This window comes from Flavobacterium hungaricum (genome assembly GCF_015182285.1).
Taxonomy (GTDB): domain Bacteria; phylum Bacteroidota; class Bacteroidia; order Flavobacteriales; family Flavobacteriaceae; genus Flavobacterium; species Flavobacterium hungaricum.
On the sequence record NZ_PRDM01000002.1, the window covers coordinates 543505 to 561891 of the forward strand.

General features: G+C 34.0%; 11 protein-coding genes. 8 read left to right on the plus strand and 3 right to left on the minus strand.

Going from position 1 to position 18387, the window contains the following annotated elements:
• Positions 1 to 42: 42 nt before the first annotated feature.
• The 4 genes from C4F50_RS10165 (at position 43) to C4F50_RS10180 (ending at position 6683) form a co-directional block, all read left to right on the plus strand.
• Positions 43 to 2544: a DUF5686 family protein gene (locus C4F50_RS10165; RefSeq protein WP_193846534.1), complete on the plus strand. Its 2502-nt coding sequence runs from the start codon at positions 43 to 45 to the stop codon at positions 2542 to 2544.
• Between the two features lie 213 nt (positions 2545 to 2757).
• Positions 2758 to 3357, plus strand: coding sequence for a DNA-3-methyladenine glycosylase family protein (locus tag C4F50_RS10170; protein WP_193846536.1), 600 nt, complete (start codon positions 2758 to 2760; stop codon positions 3355 to 3357).
• A gap of 133 nt (positions 3358 to 3490) precedes the next feature.
• Positions 3491 to 4021 (plus strand): inorganic diphosphatase, encoded by a 531-nt coding sequence (locus C4F50_RS10175; RefSeq protein ID WP_193846538.1) that lies wholly within the window; start codon positions 3491 to 3493, stop codon positions 4019 to 4021.
• Between the two features lie 112 nt (positions 4022 to 4133).
• Positions 4134 to 6683 (plus strand): sodium-translocating pyrophosphatase, encoded by a 2550-nt coding sequence (locus tag C4F50_RS10180; protein ID WP_193846540.1) that lies wholly within the window; start codon positions 4134 to 4136, stop codon positions 6681 to 6683.
• Between the two features lie 233 nt (positions 6684 to 6916).
• Here C4F50_RS10180 and C4F50_RS10185 read toward each other — a convergent pair whose 3' ends face one another.
• Entirely contained in the window at positions 6917 to 7531 is a 615-nt protein-coding gene (locus tag C4F50_RS10185; protein WP_193846542.1) for a deoxynucleoside kinase, read from the minus strand.
• Positions 7531 to 8340: a hypothetical protein gene (locus C4F50_RS10190; RefSeq protein ID WP_193846544.1), complete on the minus strand. Its 810-nt coding sequence runs from the start codon at positions 8338 to 8340 to the stop codon at positions 7531 to 7533. Before C4F50_RS10190 ends, C4F50_RS10185 begins: the two co-directional genes overlap by 1 nt.
• A gap of 212 nt (positions 8341 to 8552) precedes the next feature.
• Between C4F50_RS10190 and C4F50_RS10195 the strand changes: the two genes are divergently transcribed.
• The 4 genes from C4F50_RS10195 to C4F50_RS10210 all read left to right on the plus strand — a co-directional run bounded on the left by C4F50_RS10195 (position 8553) and on the right by C4F50_RS10210 (position 16148).
• Entirely contained in the window at positions 8553 to 9464 is a 912-nt protein-coding gene (locus C4F50_RS10195; protein ID WP_193846546.1) for a GLPGLI family protein, read from the plus strand.
• A gap of 30 nt (positions 9465 to 9494) precedes the next feature.
• A complete protein-coding gene (locus tag C4F50_RS10200) occupies positions 9495 to 12182 on the plus strand; it encodes a carboxypeptidase-like regulatory domain-containing protein (RefSeq protein WP_193846548.1) in 2688 nt (895 codons plus the stop codon).
• Positions 12183 to 12273: 91 nt separating this feature from the next.
• Positions 12274 to 14535 carry a hypothetical protein gene (locus C4F50_RS10205; protein ID WP_193846550.1) on the plus strand — a complete coding sequence of 754 codons (2262 nt, stop codon included), beginning with the start codon at positions 12274 to 12276 and terminating at the stop codon, positions 14533 to 14535.
• 146 nt (positions 14536 to 14681) lie between these two features.
• The gene (locus C4F50_RS10210) at positions 14682 to 16148 is read left to right on the plus strand and encodes a M28 family metallopeptidase (RefSeq protein WP_193846552.1); all 1467 of its coding nucleotides are present in this window, start codon (positions 14682 to 14684) and stop codon (positions 16146 to 16148) included.
• Positions 16149 to 16370: 222 nt separating this feature from the next.
• Here the strand turns inward: C4F50_RS10210 and metK are convergent, their stop codons facing one another.
• Positions 16371 to 17621, minus strand: coding sequence for a methionine adenosyltransferase (gene metK, locus C4F50_RS10215; RefSeq protein ID WP_193846554.1), 1251 nt, complete (start codon positions 17619 to 17621; stop codon positions 16371 to 16373).
• Between the last annotated feature and the right edge of the window lie 766 nt (positions 17622 to 18387).

Below are 18387 nucleotides of genomic sequence, written 5' to 3' on the forward strand. Positions count from 1 at the left end.
ATCATTCATGGTTAATTGATGAAGTTTTTTTTTGCCCAGATGATGAAAAGAATAATTTTACTCAGCCTATTTTTTGTATTCGCATTTTCGATTATTGCTGCTGCACAAACGAAAGTGAGTGGAATTGTTTTAGATAAATCAAATCAGCCTGTGCCTTTTGCAAATGTAGTTTTTAAAGGTTCAAACATTGGAATTGTTTCTAATGAAGACGGACGTTTTTATCTTGAAGCTCCAGATACTTATACTGCATTATTGGTTACTTCGGCTGGATTTTCAGACAAAGAAGTTCCATTGGACAAGGCGGTAAATTACAACTTTAAAATAGTATTAGGCGAAGCCGAAGCACTGAGTGAGGTGGTAATTTTTACAGGAAAAACTTCTAAGAAAAATAATCCTGCTTTGGATATTTTGAGAAAAATCTGGGAAAGAAAACGTAAAAACGGATTGTATCAGTTCAATCAATATCAAATGCAGAAGTACGAAAAAGTCGAGTTTGATATGAACACGATTGATAGTGCTTTTATGAAAAACAAGCTCTTCAAAGGAATGGAGTTTGTTTTTAATCATGTTGATACTTCTGATGTAACAGGAAAAACCTATCTGCCGATTTTTATTAACGAATCTGTTTATGATGTTTACGGAGATAATAAATTAAAGAAGGTTAAAGAAAATATTACAGGAAATAAAATGTCTGGTTTTAACGGAAATCAGCAGATTTTATCTTTTGTAAAAGACCTTTATTCCGATTATAATATTTACGATAACCACCTTAAATTTTTTGATAAAAGTTTTACAAGCCCGCTTTCCAGAACCGGAATTGATGTTTATAATTATGTTTTAAAAGACAGTGCATTTGTAGATAAAAAATGGTGTTATAATATTGTTTTTTACCCAAGACGTAAAAACGAATTAACTTTTAAAGGAGATTTCTGGGTAAACGACACCACTTTTGCCATTAAAAAAATCAATATGGGCGTTACCAAAAGCGCCAATATTAACTGGGTAAAAGATATTTATATCGAACAGGAGTTTGAAGTAGAAAACGATTCAGTTTTCCTTTTGACACGTGATTACATGATGTCTGATTTTGCTTTAAACAAAAAAGAAAAATCAAAAGGGGTTTACGGAAAACGAACGACTTTATACCGCGGACATAAATTTAATATTCAGAAACCAGAGAAGTTTTATAAAGAAGAAGTCAATTTTATAGATAATGCTGTCTATGACCGCCCTCCTGAATTCTGGGAAGAAAATCGTTTTGAGAAATTAAACAAAGACGAAGCGGGTATTTATAAAATGCTTGATACGCTGCAAACAGTCAAGCGTTTTAAACAATTATACAGTCTCGTCTCTATTTTAGGAAGCGGTTATATAGAATTTAAAAACTTCGATTTTGGACCTATATTTTCGACTTTTGGATATAATGAGGTCGAAGGTTTACGATTGAGAGTAGGAGGAAGAACTTATTTTGGACCAAATGACCCTTGGCGTTTGCAAGCCTATACGGCTTATGGATTTGATGATAGTAAATTCAAATACGGAGTTTCAGGAAAATGGATGCTGGACAAGAAAAATCGTTTGATTATTTCTGGAGGAAACAGACGTGATATTGAACAGATTGGAGCTAGTTTAACAACGACAAACGATATCTTAGGACGAAGTTTCGCCTCGTCAGCATTGTTTACGACAGGAAGCAACGGAAAATTAACCAATATCAATCTAAGCAATGTTTCTATCGAAATGGAGCCTAAAAAGAATTTTATTGTTTCTGCAGGCTTTTCATACCGAACTTTAGAATCGGCTTCACCAACATTTAGTTTAGATTATTATACAACTTTGCCAACTGTTGCAAATCCTTTGGGAGTTATTAAAAGCGATGTAAAACAAACAGAAGCCAATATTCAGTTTGAGTATATGCCAAACCGTAAAACTATTGGTTATGGAGTTGAGAGAGATTTAGTAGACAGTCCGTTCAGTCATTTCTTTGTGAACTTTAGTTACGGACTTAAGGGAGTTTTGGACAGTGATTTTGCTTATGAAAAAATTCAGGTTTTCTACAAACAGCCTATCATAATTGGGCCTTTAGGACGCAGTAATATCATTGTAGAAACAGGAAAAACATTCGGAACAATTCCGTTAGGATTAATGAGTGTTATTCCAGGTAACCAGACTTACTTCACGATAGAAAATACCTTTAGTAACTTAAACTTCTACGAGTTTGTTACTGATCAATATACAACCCTGCAATGGAATCATGATTTTGGAGGAAGATTGTTTGCCAGAATTCCATTCATGAGAAAACTAAATTGGAGAGAATTTATTGGAGTTAGAGCAGTTCATGGAACAATTTCTGAAGCTAATCGCGCCATAAATGCATCGGGATTACCTTATAATGCACCAGAAAAAGTATATTGGGAATATAACGCGGGAATTGGAAATATCTTCAAAGTATTCCGCCTTGATTTCTCTTGGAGAGGAAATTATTTAGACATGCCAGATGCACATAAATTTGCTATAAAAGGATCTTTCGGGTTTTATTTCTAAATTATATAAGGTGCAAAGATTTAAAGTTACAAAGTCGCAAAGGTCAATCTTTGCGGCTTTTTTTATGCGTAATATTCTGTTTCCCGCAGATTTAAGCAGATAAGAGCATATTTTAATTTCTGTTTAAATCTGAAAAATCTGTGTGAAAAAACTTTATCCACTGCTAACTAAATTCTTTTTATTTAATTTTGAATAGATTTCAAAGTAAAAACCATGCAGGAAGCCATCGATTTTCTTTCATACAAAAATAGAATCTTCAAAGAAATTATTGAAAGATATGGATTGCCGCAGATTCCGAAGCGCCCGCAGGGTTTTGAAACTTTAGTTTTATTAATTCTGGAACAGCAGGTTTCTATAGATTCTGCGAAAGCCACTTTCATAAAAATAAAAGCGTATACTGTCTGCGATCCAGAAAACATGGCGGTTTTGTCTGACGAGGAATATCGAAATCTTGGCGTCAGCCGTCAGAAAACAAAATACATTAAAGTTTTAGCGGAAGCGGTTTTAAACAAAGAATTGGATATCGACGGTTTAGCTTCAAAATCGGCAAAGCAAGTTCGGGAAGAATTAATAAAATTAAAAGGCATCGGAAATTGGACGATTGACATCTATTTAATGTTCTGTCTTCAAGAGCCCGATTTGATTCCGCTAGGGGATATAGCAGTAGTGAATACAATAAAAGAATTGTTTGATATTCATGATAAAGTGGAGATGGAAAAGTTTGCTGACGAATGGAGTCCGTACCGATCTTATGCCACATATTTACTCTGGCACCATTACTTAACAAAGCGAAACAGGAAAATTACATATTAAGTGTCTGTTATATAAAAAGAAAAGTATATTAATTAATGAATAAAATACATAGATTAATGTACTTTTTTTATTGTAAAAAGGGATTCTTTAGTTATTTTTGCAACCGAAATTATAGAAACAATAAAAAACAAAAATGACCGCAGACAAATTAACGACTTTCGATGTATTAATCGAAATACCAAGAGGAAGCAGAAATAAATACGAGTACGATTTTGAAATTAAAAGAATGCGTTTCGACAGAATGTTATTCTCTTCAATGATGTACCCAGCAGATTACGGATTTATTCCAGAAACTTTAGCTCTTGACGGTGATCCTCTTGATGTATTGGTTTTAGTAAACGAACCAACTTTTCCTGGATGTGTTATGGAAGTTAAGCCAATTGGTGTTTTCCATATGGCAGATGATAAAGGACCAGATGAGAAAATTATCTGCGTACCAGTTTCAGATCCAATTTGGAATTCATTAAACGACCTTTCAGATATTAACCCTCACTTAGTAAAAGAAATTGAACACTTCTTCCAAGTATACAAAGATCTTGAAAATAAAAAAGTTGATGTAGAAGGATGGGGAGACGTTAACGAGGCTTATGCAATTATTGCCGAGTGTACAAAACGTTTTGATGATATTGAAAATAAACCAGAAGGATTATTTAGTATTAGATAATTTTTACCGTATTCTATTATAAAAAAAGCAATACTGCCGTCAGGAGTATTGCTTTTTTGTTTAAATTCGTTTTGTTAGTTTGTTGACTATTAATCAAAACCATTAAATTATTATGAATACATTTATGATTTACCTGCCTATTGTTATGGCAGTTTTGGGATTACTTTTCATGGGAATAAAAAGGACTTGGGTTTTAAAACAAGATGCTGGTGATGGCAAGATGAAAGAGATTTCAGATTACATCTACGAAGGAGCCTTAGCCTTTTTAAAAGCAGAATATAAATTATTAACCATATTTGTAATTATCGCCAGTTTAGCCTTGGCAGGAATTACTTTTATTCCAGGTGTAAAAACACATTTATTAATCGTAATTGCATTTATTTTTGGAGCATTATTTTCGGCTTATGCAGGAAATATAGGAATGAAAATAGCAACCAAAACAAACGTTAGAACTACTCAGGCAGCGCGTACAAGTCTGCCACAAGCCTTAAAAGTTTCTTTTGGAGGCGGAACCGTAATGGGTTTAGGAGTTGCTGGTTTAGCCGTTTTGGGTTTAACAGCTTTCTTTATCATTTTCTTTAATCTTTTTTCTGATGGAGTTTGGAAAGATACCGAAACAATGACAGTGGTTTTGGAAACATTAGCTGGATTTTCGCTTGGTGCGGAATCAATTGCATTGTTTGCCAGAGTTGGAGGTGGAATCTATACAAAAGCAGCCGATGTTGGTGCCGATTTAGTGGGTAAAGTAGAAGCTGGAATTCCAGAAGACGATCCTCGTAATCCGGCAACAATTGCTGATAACGTAGGAGATAACGTAGGAGACGTTGCGGGTATGGGAGCCGATTTGTTTGGGTCTTATGTAGCAACCGTTTTAGCTGCAATGGTATTAGGAAATTATGTGATTAAAGATATGGGAGGAAGTATCAATGATGCGTTTGGCGGAATTGGTCCAATTTTACTTCCAATGGCAATTGCCGGTTTCGGAATTATTTTCTCCATTATTGGGACACTTTTAGTAAAAATCTCAGATGACAATGCAAAAGAAGCACAAGTGCAGAAAGCATTAAATATAGGAAACTGGGTTTCGATTGTTTTAACTGCTGTTGCGTGTTTCTTTTTAGTACAATACATGCTGCCGGAGACAATGCAGATGAGTTTTTTTGGTGAAGGATCAAAAGCTATTTCTTCATTGCGAGTTTTCTATGCTACTTTGGTAGGATTAGTTGTTGGTGGTGCTATTTCGTCAGTAACAGAATATTATACAGGATTAGGGACAAAACCAGTATTGGCAATTGTTCAAAAATCATCAACGGGAGCAGGAACAAACGTAATTGCCGGTTTGGCAACCGGAATGATTTCGACTTTTCCAACGGTGTTATTGTTCGCTGGAGCAATCTGGATTTCGTATGCTTTGGCAGGGTTTTATGGAGTGGCTTTAGCGGCTTCAGCAATGATGGCAACTACGGCAATGCAATTAGCAATTGATGCTTTCGGGCCAATTTCTGATAATGCTGGAGGAATTGCAGAAATGAGCGAATTACCAAAAGAAGTGCGTACGAGAACCGATATTTTAGATTCTGTTGGAAACACAACCGCAGCAACAGGAAAAGGTTTTGCAATAGCTTCTGCAGCTCTAACTTCATTAGCATTATTTGCGGCTTATGTAACTTTTACAGGAATTGACGGAATTAATATTTTTAAAGCACCAGTTTTGGCGATGTTATTTGTCGGCGGCATGATTCCGGTGGTTTTTTCTGCTTTGGCGATGAATTCTGTTGGAAAAGCAGCGATGGATATGGTTTACGAAGTACGCCGCCAGTTCAAAGAAATTCCTGGAATTATGGAAGGAACTGGAAAACCAGAATATGGAAAATGTGTTGAGATTTCTACAAAAGCAGCTTTACGCGAAATGATGCTTCCAGGGATTTTGACAATTGGTTTTCCAATCGTAATTGTTTTGATAGGAAAATTAGTTTACGGAGATAACAATCAATTGATTGCAGAAATGTTAGGAGGCTATATGGCAGGAGTTACCGTTTCTGGTGTACTTTGGGCAGTTTTTCAGAACAATGCCGGCGGAGCATGGGATAATGCTAAAAAATCTTTTGAAGCAGGAGTAATGATCAACGGCGAAATGACCTATAAAGGTTCAGATGCGCATAAAGCTGCTGTTACAGGAGATACCGTTGGAGATCCGTTTAAGGATACTTCTGGGCCATCTATGAACATTTTAATTAAATTAACTTGCTTGATAGGATTGGTTATTGCGCCAATTTTAGGAGAAGGACATGGTGCTCCGTCAAACATTGCAAGCAAAGCTTCCTGCTGTTCTAAAACTGAAATGCATGCTGGAATTTCTAAATGCGGCGATATGTCGGGAATGACCAAAGAAGAGTGTATTAAAATGTGTAAAGAAAAAGGCTGTACCGAAGAAGAAACGGCTAAATGTCTGGCTCATTTTGATACAACAGGAAAATATCAAAAAACAGATTGTTTTGATACTTCAAAATACGAGAATAAATCAACTGTAAAAGTTGAGGTTAAAAACATAAACGGAAAAACGACCGGAACAGTGACTAAAACTGAAAATGGCAAAACAACGACGGAAGTTTTTGAAGGAACCGAAGCAGAAGTTTTAGCAAAAGTTGAAGCTGCGAAATAATAGCTTTGTCAAAGTATAAAACTAAAAATGTAAAGAACTTTGGTAAAACTGAAGTTTAAAGTTCTTTTCGCATTTTTCTCCTTCGTCGAAATGACAACGATTGTGGTTGTTTTGTTAAGTAAAGCTATTGCAGCTTTGGTCTTAAGTTTTGCCAAAGGCTTTTAAAAAAAATACCTCTAAATATTTATTTAGAGGTATTTTTTTATTTCGTGTAAATTCGTGAAATCGGTGTTTTAAAACAACCCATTCAATTCGGCGTCAATTCTACTGATGATATCGCCTAAATCTTCTGGATTATCAACAAAATTAATGTTATCGACATCAATAATCAATAATTTTCCTTTGGTGTAAGTCTGAATCCAAGCCTCGTATCTTTCGTTCAGTCGGCTTAAATAATCAATAGAGATAGAGTTTTCGTATTCTCGGCCGCGTTTGTGAATCTGGCCGACAAGATTAGGGATAGAACTTCTTAAATAAATTAATAAATCGGGTGGTTTTACCAACAATTCCATTAATTCAAACAAAGAAGTATAATTATCAAAATCGCGGCTTGTCATTAATCCCATAGAATACAAATTGGGAGCAAAGATGTAAGCATCTTCATAAATTGTTCTGTCCTGAATGATTTTTTTACCGCTTTCGCGAATTTGCTGCACTTGACGAAAACGGCTGTTCAAGAAATAAATCTGAAGGTTAAAAGACCAGCGCTCCATTTGGTGGTAAAAATCATCCAAATACGGATTATCAACTACATCTTCATAATGAGGTTCCCATTTAAAATGTTTGGCTAATAATTTGGTAAGAGTGGTTTTTCCTGCGCCTATATTTCCTGCTATTGCTATGTGCATTACGGTGTTACGATTTTATAATTTGAAATTTCTGCAGCTGTAAAAATAGATAAAATTTGTTCTTTGCAATCAAAATTATCAAAGGTTTTTTCTAAAATTTTAATTTCAGAAACAGCCGCTCCGCCAGATTTGTTAATCTCATTCATAAACAGCTTATTATCTTTGCTGAAAACGTATTTTGAGCTGTTGATGATCTGGATTTTGTCAAACGCCGGAACCTTGCCAAGCGAGCTTATTTTTCCAAAAATTGTGCACGAATACCAATTGTATTTTTTATCAATCCAATAAAAAGTATTGAAATCGGTTTGGTAGTATTTGATCTGTTCTGTCAGCGGAATAGACACTGTTTTGTATTCGTTTTTTAAATATTCAAAAAGACCAATTTGTTGATTTAAGGTATTATAAATCCAAAGTTGATTTTGGGTTGACATTCCGATAGCAGAAACCACAATTGGAGTGGGACTCTGAGAAAAATTGATTTCAGTAACCTTATTCAGCTGATTATCTAAAAGAACAACGCTATTAAAATCTTCATAAAACAAAACCATTTTTAAAGGATTTTGTAAATCGACTTTTGTGATTTTTCCCAACGAAACATTTTTGTATTCGAAGATCTCTTTTCCTTTAATTTTACTAAATACATTATTTTCTATCTGATAAGAATATCCAAAAGCATCATATCCTAAAAAAACGGCTGCATTGTTAGGCTGCTTCGAAATTAAAACGGGTTCCAGCGTTAAATTTTGTGCATGCCCGGCGATCGAGGTACTAAAGAAAAATAAGAATAGAAGTAACGTATTTTTACTCATTAGAGGCGGTTTTCAAGAGGACTAAATTACAAAAAACTGAGATTAAAATGATCTGTAGTATTTTTAAACCTTTTTTTAATGTAATAGTCTAATAAATAAGCAGTTTTGTCTATGCTCTAAAGGTATTGATATATTTAATTTTTCAGATTTTAAAAATAATAATACATTTGAGTGTAAGTTTCTCTAATTTACTCACTTTTAAAGAAAATAAAATGAAGAAAATATTTTTTTATATGATTTTGATGCTTGTTTGTACACAGCTGCAAGCTCAAAAAGACTTTCAAGGAATGGCTGTGTACGAGTCAAAAACACAGGCTCCAAAACTGGAAGGAATGCGCACAAACCGTGATATTACTCCAGAAATGCAAAAGAATATGGAAGAGCGTATGAAACAAATGCTGGAAAAAACATTCATTCTAAACTTCGATAAATCGGCTTCTATTTATAAAGAAGAAGAGAAATTAGATGCTCCAGGCCAGCAAGGCGGTATGCGTATTATGATGAACTCTTTTATGGGAGGCGGAGGCACTTTTTATAAAGATGTAAAATCCAAAACTTATACGGTAGATAAAGAGTTTATGGGAAAAGAATTCCTAGTTGTTGATTCACTGCCAAAATTAAATTGGAAATTAGAACAGGAAACCAAACAAATTGGCGGTTACACCTGCTATAAAGCCACGGCGGTAAAGGAAGCCAGCAAAACTGATTTTAGAAATTTAAGACCTAAAAATAACGACGATAAAAAAACAGATAACAAAAAAGAAGACGAAAAGAAAACTTCTGGAGAAACCAAAACTAATTTTCAGGATAACTTCGAATTGCCAAAAGAAATCGTCATAACAGCTTGGTATTCGCCAGAAATCCCAATCAATCAAGGTCCAGAAAATTATTGGGGACTGCCAGGCTTGATTTTGGAAGTAAATGATGGAAGAACGACCATTTTATGTTCTAAAATCGTTCTTAACTCCAAAGATAAAGTCGAAATCAAAGCGTCTAAAAAAGGAAAAGTTATTTCTCAGAAAGATTACGACGAAACGGTAATCAAAAAGATGGAAGAATTTAGAGAAATGAATAGAGGTCGTGAAGGTGGACCAGGCGGTGGGCCAGTAATGATTAGACGTTAATTTTTAGAATTTATCTTTTAGATTTTTCCCATGAAAAATATTTTTGTTTTTGTCATTTTATTAATGACCTCGATTTCTTTTGCTCAAAGTGTTCGTTTGGATGGTGTCATTCAGGACGAGCAAAAAAATCCGTTGGAAATGGCCAATATTATGGCAGTGAACAATGCAACAAAAGCAATGGATTCATACGGAATTACGAATGATAAAGGTAAATTTCAGCTCACTTTAAAACCAAATACTTCTTACACCATCAAGGTAAGTTATCTTGGAATGAAGTCTAAAGAAATGCAAGTGGCTACTCAATCTCAAAATATGGTTCAGAATATTGTTCTGGATGGTTTGGGAATTGAATTGGAAGGCGTAGAAATTGTACGCGAAATGCCAGTTTCTATAAAAGGCGATACTATAGTTTACAACGCAGATTCTTTTAAAACCGGAACAGAGAGAAAATTAGAAGATGTCTTAAAAAAACTGCCCGGAGTTGAGGTAAATGCTGATGGAGAAATAGAAGTAGAAGGAAAAAAGGTATCTAAATTAATGGTGGAAGGAAAAGATTTTTTTGACGGAGATACCAAACTCGGAGTCAAAAATATTCCCGCAGACGCTATTGATAAAGTTCAGGTACTGCGAAATTTTAATGAAATAAGCCAGCTAAAAGGCTTAGAAAATGATCAGGAAAATGTGGCAATGAACATTAAGCTGAAAGAAGGTAAAAAGAACTTTTGGTTTGGAGATGTAACCGCAGGAATTGGAGTTGCAGAATTAGACAGCCGTTATATCATTAACCCTAAATTGTTTTACTACAGCCCGAAATACAGCATTAACTTGATTACCAATTTTAATAATATTGGTGAACTCCCTTTAACGGCTCAGGATTATTTTAAGTTTACGGGCGGCTTTAAGAATATGATGAAAAAGGGCGGGAGCAACTTTAATGTTTCATCAAATGATCTTGGAATTTCTTTACTGAGAAACAATCGTGCGAAAGAGATTGAAACCAAATTTGGAGCAACAAATTTTTCGTATTCACCAACAAAAGCTTGGACTTTGAGCGGTTTCGGAATTCTTTCTTCGTCAAAAACCGATTTAGAAACTAAGTCGCAGACTACAATTCTAGACTCTGGAGATCAGCAGAAAAGAGACGAATTGACGCATCAAAAGAATAATTTAGGACTTTTTAAACTAAGTTCTACTTACAAGCCAAATGATAAATTTCAGTTTGATTATGATGTTTTGACCAAATTATCAAAACAAGACGAAGACTCTGATTTACTTAGAGAACAAGTGGTTCAAAACATTGCCAATTCGGAAACTATTTTTACAACTAAAAAACAAGATCCGACTTCTATCAATCAGAATCTGAATTTGTATTACACCAAAAACAGTAAAAATATTTTTGCTTTTGAAATGCAGCATTTGTATCAGGACGAAAATCCTTTTTACAATGCCAATTTAAGAACACTTCCTTTTAATTTGGCGGGTTATACCCTTGGTCAACAGCGAAATGATTTAAATCAAGACCGTTTTGTAAAAACCAATAAAGTCGATGCTAAATTGGACTATTATTATATGGTTACCCCAAAAAGTAATATCAACATCACGATAGGAAATACTTATTCGCATCAGAATTTTAATTCGCATATTTTCCAGATTTTGGATAACGGAGATCGAAATGATCTTAATGATCCTGAAAATAACAATGATGTAAATTATAATTTTAATGATGCTTTTTTAGGCTTTCATTATAAAATACTAACTGGAAAATTTACCTTGACTCCCGGAGTAAGTCTGCATACGTATCAAATGACAAATTCGCAGCTGGGAACGGATTATTCACAGAATTTTGTAAAAGTGCTTCCTGATTTTTTTGCTTTATATCAAATCAAAAAATCAGAAACTTTAACTTATAATTTCTCCCTAACAAACGATTTTACAGATATTAATCAATTGGCAGCAGGCAAAGTTTTGTCCGATTACAGCAGTTTATTCCACGGAAATCGATTTTTAGAAAATGCAACCTCACAAGTGCATACACTTCGTTATTTTAAATACAATATGTTCAATTTTGAGAACATTTTTGCCAATGCAACTTACACCAGAAAAGTAGATGCGGTAAAAACGAAAGCTGATTTTGACGGTATTAATCAAACTTCTGTTCCGTACAATTCTAATTTGGCAGACGAAAGTTTCATCGGAATGGGAACTTATGGTCGTTCTTTCTTAAAAAATTACAAAGCCTCAGTAAGTGCAAGTATTAATTGGTCAAAATTCAATAACATTCAGAACGAAGAACTGACAACAACAGAAAGTTTCGTTCAAAATTACACGATTAAAGCTTCTACAAATTACAAAAACCTTCCGAATATCGAGTTTGGTTATAATCTTTTGGTTAACAAATACAGCGGCTCTACTTTTTATACTGATAAGCCTTTTGCGCGTTTGGATTATTATTTTCTAAATAGTTTTTCATTCGTTTCAGAATATGAATTTTACCATTATTATAACGGAAACAAATCGGTTGATAACGAATACGACTTCTTGAGCGCTAGTTTAATCTATCAGAAAAAAGACAGTAAATGGGAATATAAAGTATCGGCAACCAATTTATTGAATACGAGATATCTTAATGACGACAACTTTACACAGTTCTCTACACGTGTTTCTCAATACACTGTACAGCCGAGATATATTATATTTTCGATGAAATATAACTTATAGTATTTTGATTACATTTATTGTTTTTGTTGGTGGTTTTTGATTCGAAAGAAATATCTTTACAGTCGTTATTAACCGCCAAAAAAATATAGTAATGCGCAATTATATATGGAGCTTTTCCATTTTTTTTAGTGTTGTTTTTTCTTCTTTTTCGCAAACAAAAAACATTGAAAAAGGATCTTATCTTTCAACTGCAAAAGGAGAACAGATTAAATTGAATCTGCTCGAAGACAATAAATTTGAATTGGTTTTTTATTCTGGAGAATATCAAATTAAAGGCGATTCGTTGTTGTTTGTAAATAAAAAAGAAACCGATAATGGTTTTGATCTGCAATTTAAACGCGAGAAAAATCCAAAGAAAATTAAAATTAAATATTTAAATCCGTCTTATTATTCGACCTACATCGGAACTCAAAAAGGTTCTGAGGCAGTTACGTATAAAAAATTGATGGATATTCAGAGTCAAGTAGATCCTAATTTTGAAAAGGAAACATTGGATTTTGAAATTGAGCGTACAGATTATTTGTATTTGGTAAACGAAGGTTATTATGATGTTAAAACTACGGTTGCTAAATATGAGATTCCAAAAGATGTAGGCGAAATAAGTATCAAATACGAACCGAATCTTATGAACGGACTTAATATCTCAGGATTTTTTGATAAAAACACAAACGAATTAAAAATAGCAGAAAGAGCTGGGAAAAATCCGTTGGTTTTTAAGAATGAAAAAGATATTCAGACAGAAATAGTATCTAAAACCAATACAAAAATTAAACCTCTTGAAACTCAAAATGTAACCAATTGGACTTATCCTGGTAAAGAAAATACTTTGTTGAGTGATGATTTTGGAAATGACGTAATTGTTGACAGTACTGCAGTTGCACCACCAGCAGATTATATAGTGGAAGCGCCAAATTATACTTCGTATGACTTTAAACTAAAAATTGAAAATAATTTAAAAAGTGCCTTGACAACGACAAAAGATTCTAAAAGTAAATATTTGGTTGTTTATACTGACAGCAAAAATACAGCTGCAAAAACAGAATTTGATGCTTTTGTAAAAGATCAGGAAAAAGAGGCGTCTTATAATATGTATGATAAATACAATCCTGTTTATGATATTTTTAATTATTATTTAACAGGGAAAGACGATAAAAAATGGCTCAAAAACAATAAAATAGAAAGTGAACCAAGTGTTATAGTTTTAAACGGAAATGGAGATGTTTTAGCAAAAGCAAAATCTAATCTTTCAGAGAAACAATATCAGTTTAGTTTTTATGGAGATTTGTATCGCAAGTTGCAGCGTACAAATGCTTTAGTTTTACTAGAGAAAACGATTCAAAGCAAAAAACCTGCAGATGCAGATTTAATCAAAGCTTTTAATCTTACGTCTGCATTAGAATTTTCGTATGATTATGATTCAGAAAGTAGTAATGAGGCAGACTTTGCAATAACAAAAGTTGCTTTGGATAAAAAAGAGGTTTCGCAAATTTGGAAAAAACTGATTGAAGCGCATCAAAAAGATTCGAAACCAGATATGTATTTGGTGGAAACTATCGTAAAAGAAATTAAAAATCAAGGATTTACAAAACAGCTTTTTAATGAAGAAAGAATTTTAAATGATACCGATTTCTTGGCGATAGATTATTTGTTGAAACATGCAGTAAGTATTGAAGAAAAGCGTCAAGAGTTTATTTCTAAAGAAGGCGAAATTCATTCTCTAGGAAATATCTACACAGAGATTTCTTCTGCCTTACAGCAAAATATGTATGTGCCTCAAGATGGAATTTCAGGAGAAATCAACAAAGATAAAGCGGTTGCAATTTATAAAAAGATAGTAAGCTCAGGAAATGGAAGTTTTGATGCTTATCGAAATTATTTTGCTTTTATTAGTCAGATTGAAGATAATGATGGTTCTAAAACTACTTTCTTAAAAGAATTTAGCCGTTATTTTGACAATCAGCTTGCTTCAGGAAAAGAAAGTCCAATCGAAAAATTGGATACGATTTTTTCTAATCTGGATTCTTCTTCAAGTTATTCTTACGATGGCTGGGCTGTATTCAAAGAATATCATTCTAATCTTTGCAATGATGCTGCTTGGAGTGTAGTATCAATTGCTGCCAATTCCAGCTTTATAAAAGATGCCATAAAATGGTCAGAATATAGTTTGATTATAACTAAAAACAATCCGTACTATTTGGATACTCTGGCACAATTGTATTATAAAGACGGTCAAAAAGAAAAGGCTTTGGAAACACAGACTTTGGCAGTGAAATATTTGACTACTATAGTAGATGAGTTAACTGCGGCTGATATTAGACAGACATTAGAAAAGATGAAAAACGGAACTTATTAAAAGTATAATACTTATTAAAAATGCAATGGCTGTCAATATTGGCAGCCATTTGTGCATAGAATCAATTGCATTTTAGAGTTTTTGCTATTAAAAATCAAAGTTTTTCTTTTTGAAATGATTAAGTTTGAATAATTAAATTTAAACTTATGAAAAACAAATTGATCCTTGGTTTGCTTGTTACAAGCAGCTTTGCTTTTGCGCAGGCAGTAAAAAAACCATTAGTTACGGCAATAACTGAAAAAGATCTTAGAACAGATATGTTCCAAATGGCGGCCGATCATTTTAACGGACGTGAAGCAGGAACATTAGACGAATTAAAAGTATCTATGTGGCTGGCAAACAAAGCCAAAGAAGCAGGAATGTCGCCTGCTGGTGATGACGGTACTTTCTTTCAGTTTTTTGATATGTACAGACATCAGGTTACTTCGAACACAAAATTCAAAATCGGACAAAAAGAATACAAACTTTGGAAAGAAGTTTTAGTTGCCGAAACAACCAATACAACAGTAAATGCTTCCTTACTTTATTTAGGAGCTGCAACAAAACAAGAAATTGAAAAAACAGATGTAAAAGGAAAAGCAGTGGTGCTTTTGGCTTCTAAAGAAGGAATTGCAGATGATATTTCACTTTTTGACAGACGTTACCCAGGTTTAGTCCGAAATAAATATTATGATTTATTGGTAAAAAAAGGAGCTGCTGCATTAATCATGGTTACAGATGAGCTGGCAGAACAAAGCTGGACTCAGGTAGAACCGCAGATGACCAGAGGAATTTACGGAATTGAAGGTTTTCGTGATAAATTAACAGAAACGATGCCGGTTTTCTGGCTGCACAACGATCAGTTGGATTTCCTTAAAAACACTAAAGAAACATTATCTACGCAGGTTTTTTCAGAAACCTATAAATATCCTTCGGTAAATGTGGTTGGAAAAATTGAAGGAACCGATGCTAAATTAAAGAATGAATATGTATTGTTCAGCGGACATCAGGATCATGATGGAGTTCGCCAAAAATACGGACAAGATTCTATTTACAATGGTGCAGATGATAATGCCAGTACCTGTGTGGCAATGTTGGCTATTGCCAGAGCTTATAAAAAACAACCAGGAAAAAGAACCGCTTTATTTGTTTTTCATGGCTCAGAAGAAAGAGGTTTATTAGGATCTAGATGGTACGCAGCGCACCCGACAGTTCCAGAAAAAGATATCATTGCAGTTTTAAACGGCGATATGATTGGAAGAAATAACGTAAATCAAGCGGCTTTATTAGGATCGAGTTCACCTCACGAAAACTCCTCAGATTTGGTTGCCATTGCAAAAAGAGCCAACGACGAAGGGCCGAAATTTGACTTAGATAAACTTTGGGACAGACCAGAACATCCAGAGTATTTCTATTTCCGTTCAGACCATTTACCTTATGCAAGAAGAGGAATTCCGTCTGTTTTTTACACAAGCGTATTACACAGTCAGTACCATACGCCAATGGATGAATCTGAAAACATCGACTACGTAAAACTCCATAAAATGACAGAGTGGATGTACCGCACAGGATGGATTTTGTCTAACGATCCAGGTCGTCCGAAGACATTGCCTAATGTTCAATTGGAACGATAATTAAAGGATCCGTTTACATCCGCGTTTTCGCGACAGCGAATCTGTTTAGTCAACGTTACAATTCAACGCAGATTAAACGGATTTACTTCTTAAAGACGCGGATTAAAATGGATTTCTATTTACCACATAAAAAAGGCTGTCTAAATGAATAGACAGCCTTTTATTTATTTGAGATAATTTAGTTAAAAGTCTAACAAATCTAAGTTAGTCTAATAATCTAAATTACAATCCGAAAGCAGTTTTTACTTGGTCAACAAAATCAAGTTTTTCCCATGTGAACAGTTCAACAGTAACCGTTTTTTCGTTTCCGCCAGGAGCAGAGAAAGTTTTAGTAACCGTTTCTGGTTTACGTCCCATGTGTCCGTAAGCAGCAGTTTCACTGTAAATAGGATTTCTTAATTTTAATCTTTGCTCAATAAAGTAAGGACGCATATCAAAGATAGCTTCTACTTTTTTAGCAATTTCACCGTTTGTTAAATTAACTTTAGAAGTACCGTAAGTTTCAATAAAAATTCCCATTGGCTCAGCAACTCCAATTGCATAAGAAACCTGAACTAAGATTTCGTCAGCAACACCAGCAGCTACTAAGTTTTTAGCGATATGACGCGTTGCATAAGCAGCACTTCTGTCAACTTTACTTGGGTCTTTTCCAGAGAATGCACCACCACCGTGAGCACCTTTACCTCCGTAAGTGTCAACAATAATTTTTCTTCCTGTTAAACCAGTATCTCCGTGAGGTCCTCCAATAACGAATTTTCCTGTTGGGTTAATATGGTAATTGATTTTATCGTTGAATAAATGAGCGTGAGCTGGATTTTTAGCGATAATTCTTGGAATCAAAATCTCAACAATATCTTTTTTGATTTTAGCAAGCATTGCAGCCTCTTCGTCAAAATCATCGTGTTGTGTAGAGATTACAATTGCATCAATACGAGTTGGTTTATTATCGTCGCTGTATTCTAAAGTTACCTGAGATTTAGCATCTGGACGTAAATAAGTGATTTCTTTGTTTTCGCGTCTTAAAATAGCTAACTCTTGTAATAATTTATGAGATAAATCTAATGCAAGAGGCATGTAGTTTTCGGTTTCGTTTGTAGCGTAGCCAAACATCATTCCTTGGTCACCAGCACCTTGCTCTTCTGGCTTAGCTCTGTCTACACCTTGGTTGATGTCTGCAGACTGCTCGTGAATTGCTGAAAGAATACCACAAGAATTTGCTTCAAACATATATTCACTTTTAGTATATCCAATTTTACGGATTACGTCACGTGCAATATTCTGTACATCTAGATATGTATTCGATTTTACTTCACCTGCTAAAATCACCTGACCAGTTGTAACGAGTGTTTCACAAGCTACTTTTGAATCAGCATCAAATGCCAAAAAGTTGTCAATTAATGCATCCGAAATTTGATCTGCAACTTTGTCTGGATGCCCTTCACTAACAGATTCTGACGTAAATAAATAAGCCATAATAATGTATTAAATTTGTATAAATTAAAATTAGCGAGGAAAAATAATTGCTAAAAAAGGCTAAAGGAGAGTTGGCTGCTTTAGCATTTTTTACTGCCGAAATTTATCTTCCGGCAATCATAATGAACCGTTTCATTATGAAGAGGTTGCAATCAGTTCAAATTTTTCCTCTGTATTCGGGTGCAAATGTATGAAACCATTTTGATTTGCAAATTAAAGTTCAACTTTTTTTCTTTTTTAATGCAGAAATTTAACAGAAGTATAGTATTTTGATAGGGTAATAGAAAATAATTCACTTTTTGTTTGGCGGATTGAAAAAAAGTTCTCACATTTGCCAAACAAAACAAGATAGAAATGAATTTAGTTATTAAAAATATGTGCTGTATGATGTCGGATTTATCCGCAGAGCGCGCTATTGTTTAGTAACTAAGTCTACAAGATAACAATAAAACCTCTGCCCAACAGCAGAGGTTTTTTTTATACAATTGAATAAAAATTTTAAACGATATAGGACTAGATTAGAAATCTTGATGTAAAAGAACCTATATCGCTTATGTGAAATAAAAAACAAAATAAAATGAAAAATTCAGCAGTAAATAAAATGATGATGTGTTGTAAGATGCCAATGTGTATCCCGCCTTGCTGCTGCCAAAAGTGAAAGATCGAATCTTTGTTATAGTTTCAACTATAAAGCCCTTTTGGTAAGCCATCCGAAAGGGCTTTTTTTATTCCATTACTTTAAAATTAAAAATCATGAAAACATTAG

Coding starts and splice junctions, on each gene's coding strand:
- C4F50_RS10165 (WP_193846534.1), top strand. CDS start 43: ATGAAAAGAATAATTTTACTCAGCCTATTTTTTGTATTCGCATTTTCG.
- C4F50_RS10170 (WP_193846536.1), top strand. CDS start 2,758: ATGCAGGAAGCCATCGATTTTCTTTCATACAAAAATAGAATCTTCAAA.
- C4F50_RS10175 (WP_193846538.1), top strand. CDS start 3,491: ATGACCGCAGACAAATTAACGACTTTCGATGTATTAATCGAAATACCA.
- C4F50_RS10180 (WP_193846540.1), top strand. CDS start 4,134: ATGAATACATTTATGATTTACCTGCCTATTGTTATGGCAGTTTTGGGA.
- C4F50_RS10185 (WP_193846542.1), bottom strand. CDS start 7,531: ATGCACATAGCAATAGCAGGAAATATAGGCGCAGGAAAAACCACTCTT.
- C4F50_RS10190 (WP_193846544.1), bottom strand. CDS start 8,340: ATGAGTAAAAATACGTTACTTCTATTCTTATTTTTCTTTAGTACCTCG.
- C4F50_RS10195 (WP_193846546.1), top strand. CDS start 8,553: ATGAAGAAAATATTTTTTTATATGATTTTGATGCTTGTTTGTACACAG.
- C4F50_RS10200 (WP_193846548.1), top strand. CDS start 9,495: ATGAAAAATATTTTTGTTTTTGTCATTTTATTAATGACCTCGATTTCT.
- C4F50_RS10205 (WP_193846550.1), top strand. CDS start 12,274: ATGCGCAATTATATATGGAGCTTTTCCATTTTTTTTAGTGTTGTTTTT.
- C4F50_RS10210 (WP_193846552.1), top strand. CDS start 14,682: ATGAAAAACAAATTGATCCTTGGTTTGCTTGTTACAAGCAGCTTTGCT.
- metK (WP_193846554.1), bottom strand. CDS start 17,621: ATGGCTTATTTATTTACGTCAGAATCTGTTAGTGAAGGGCATCCAGAC.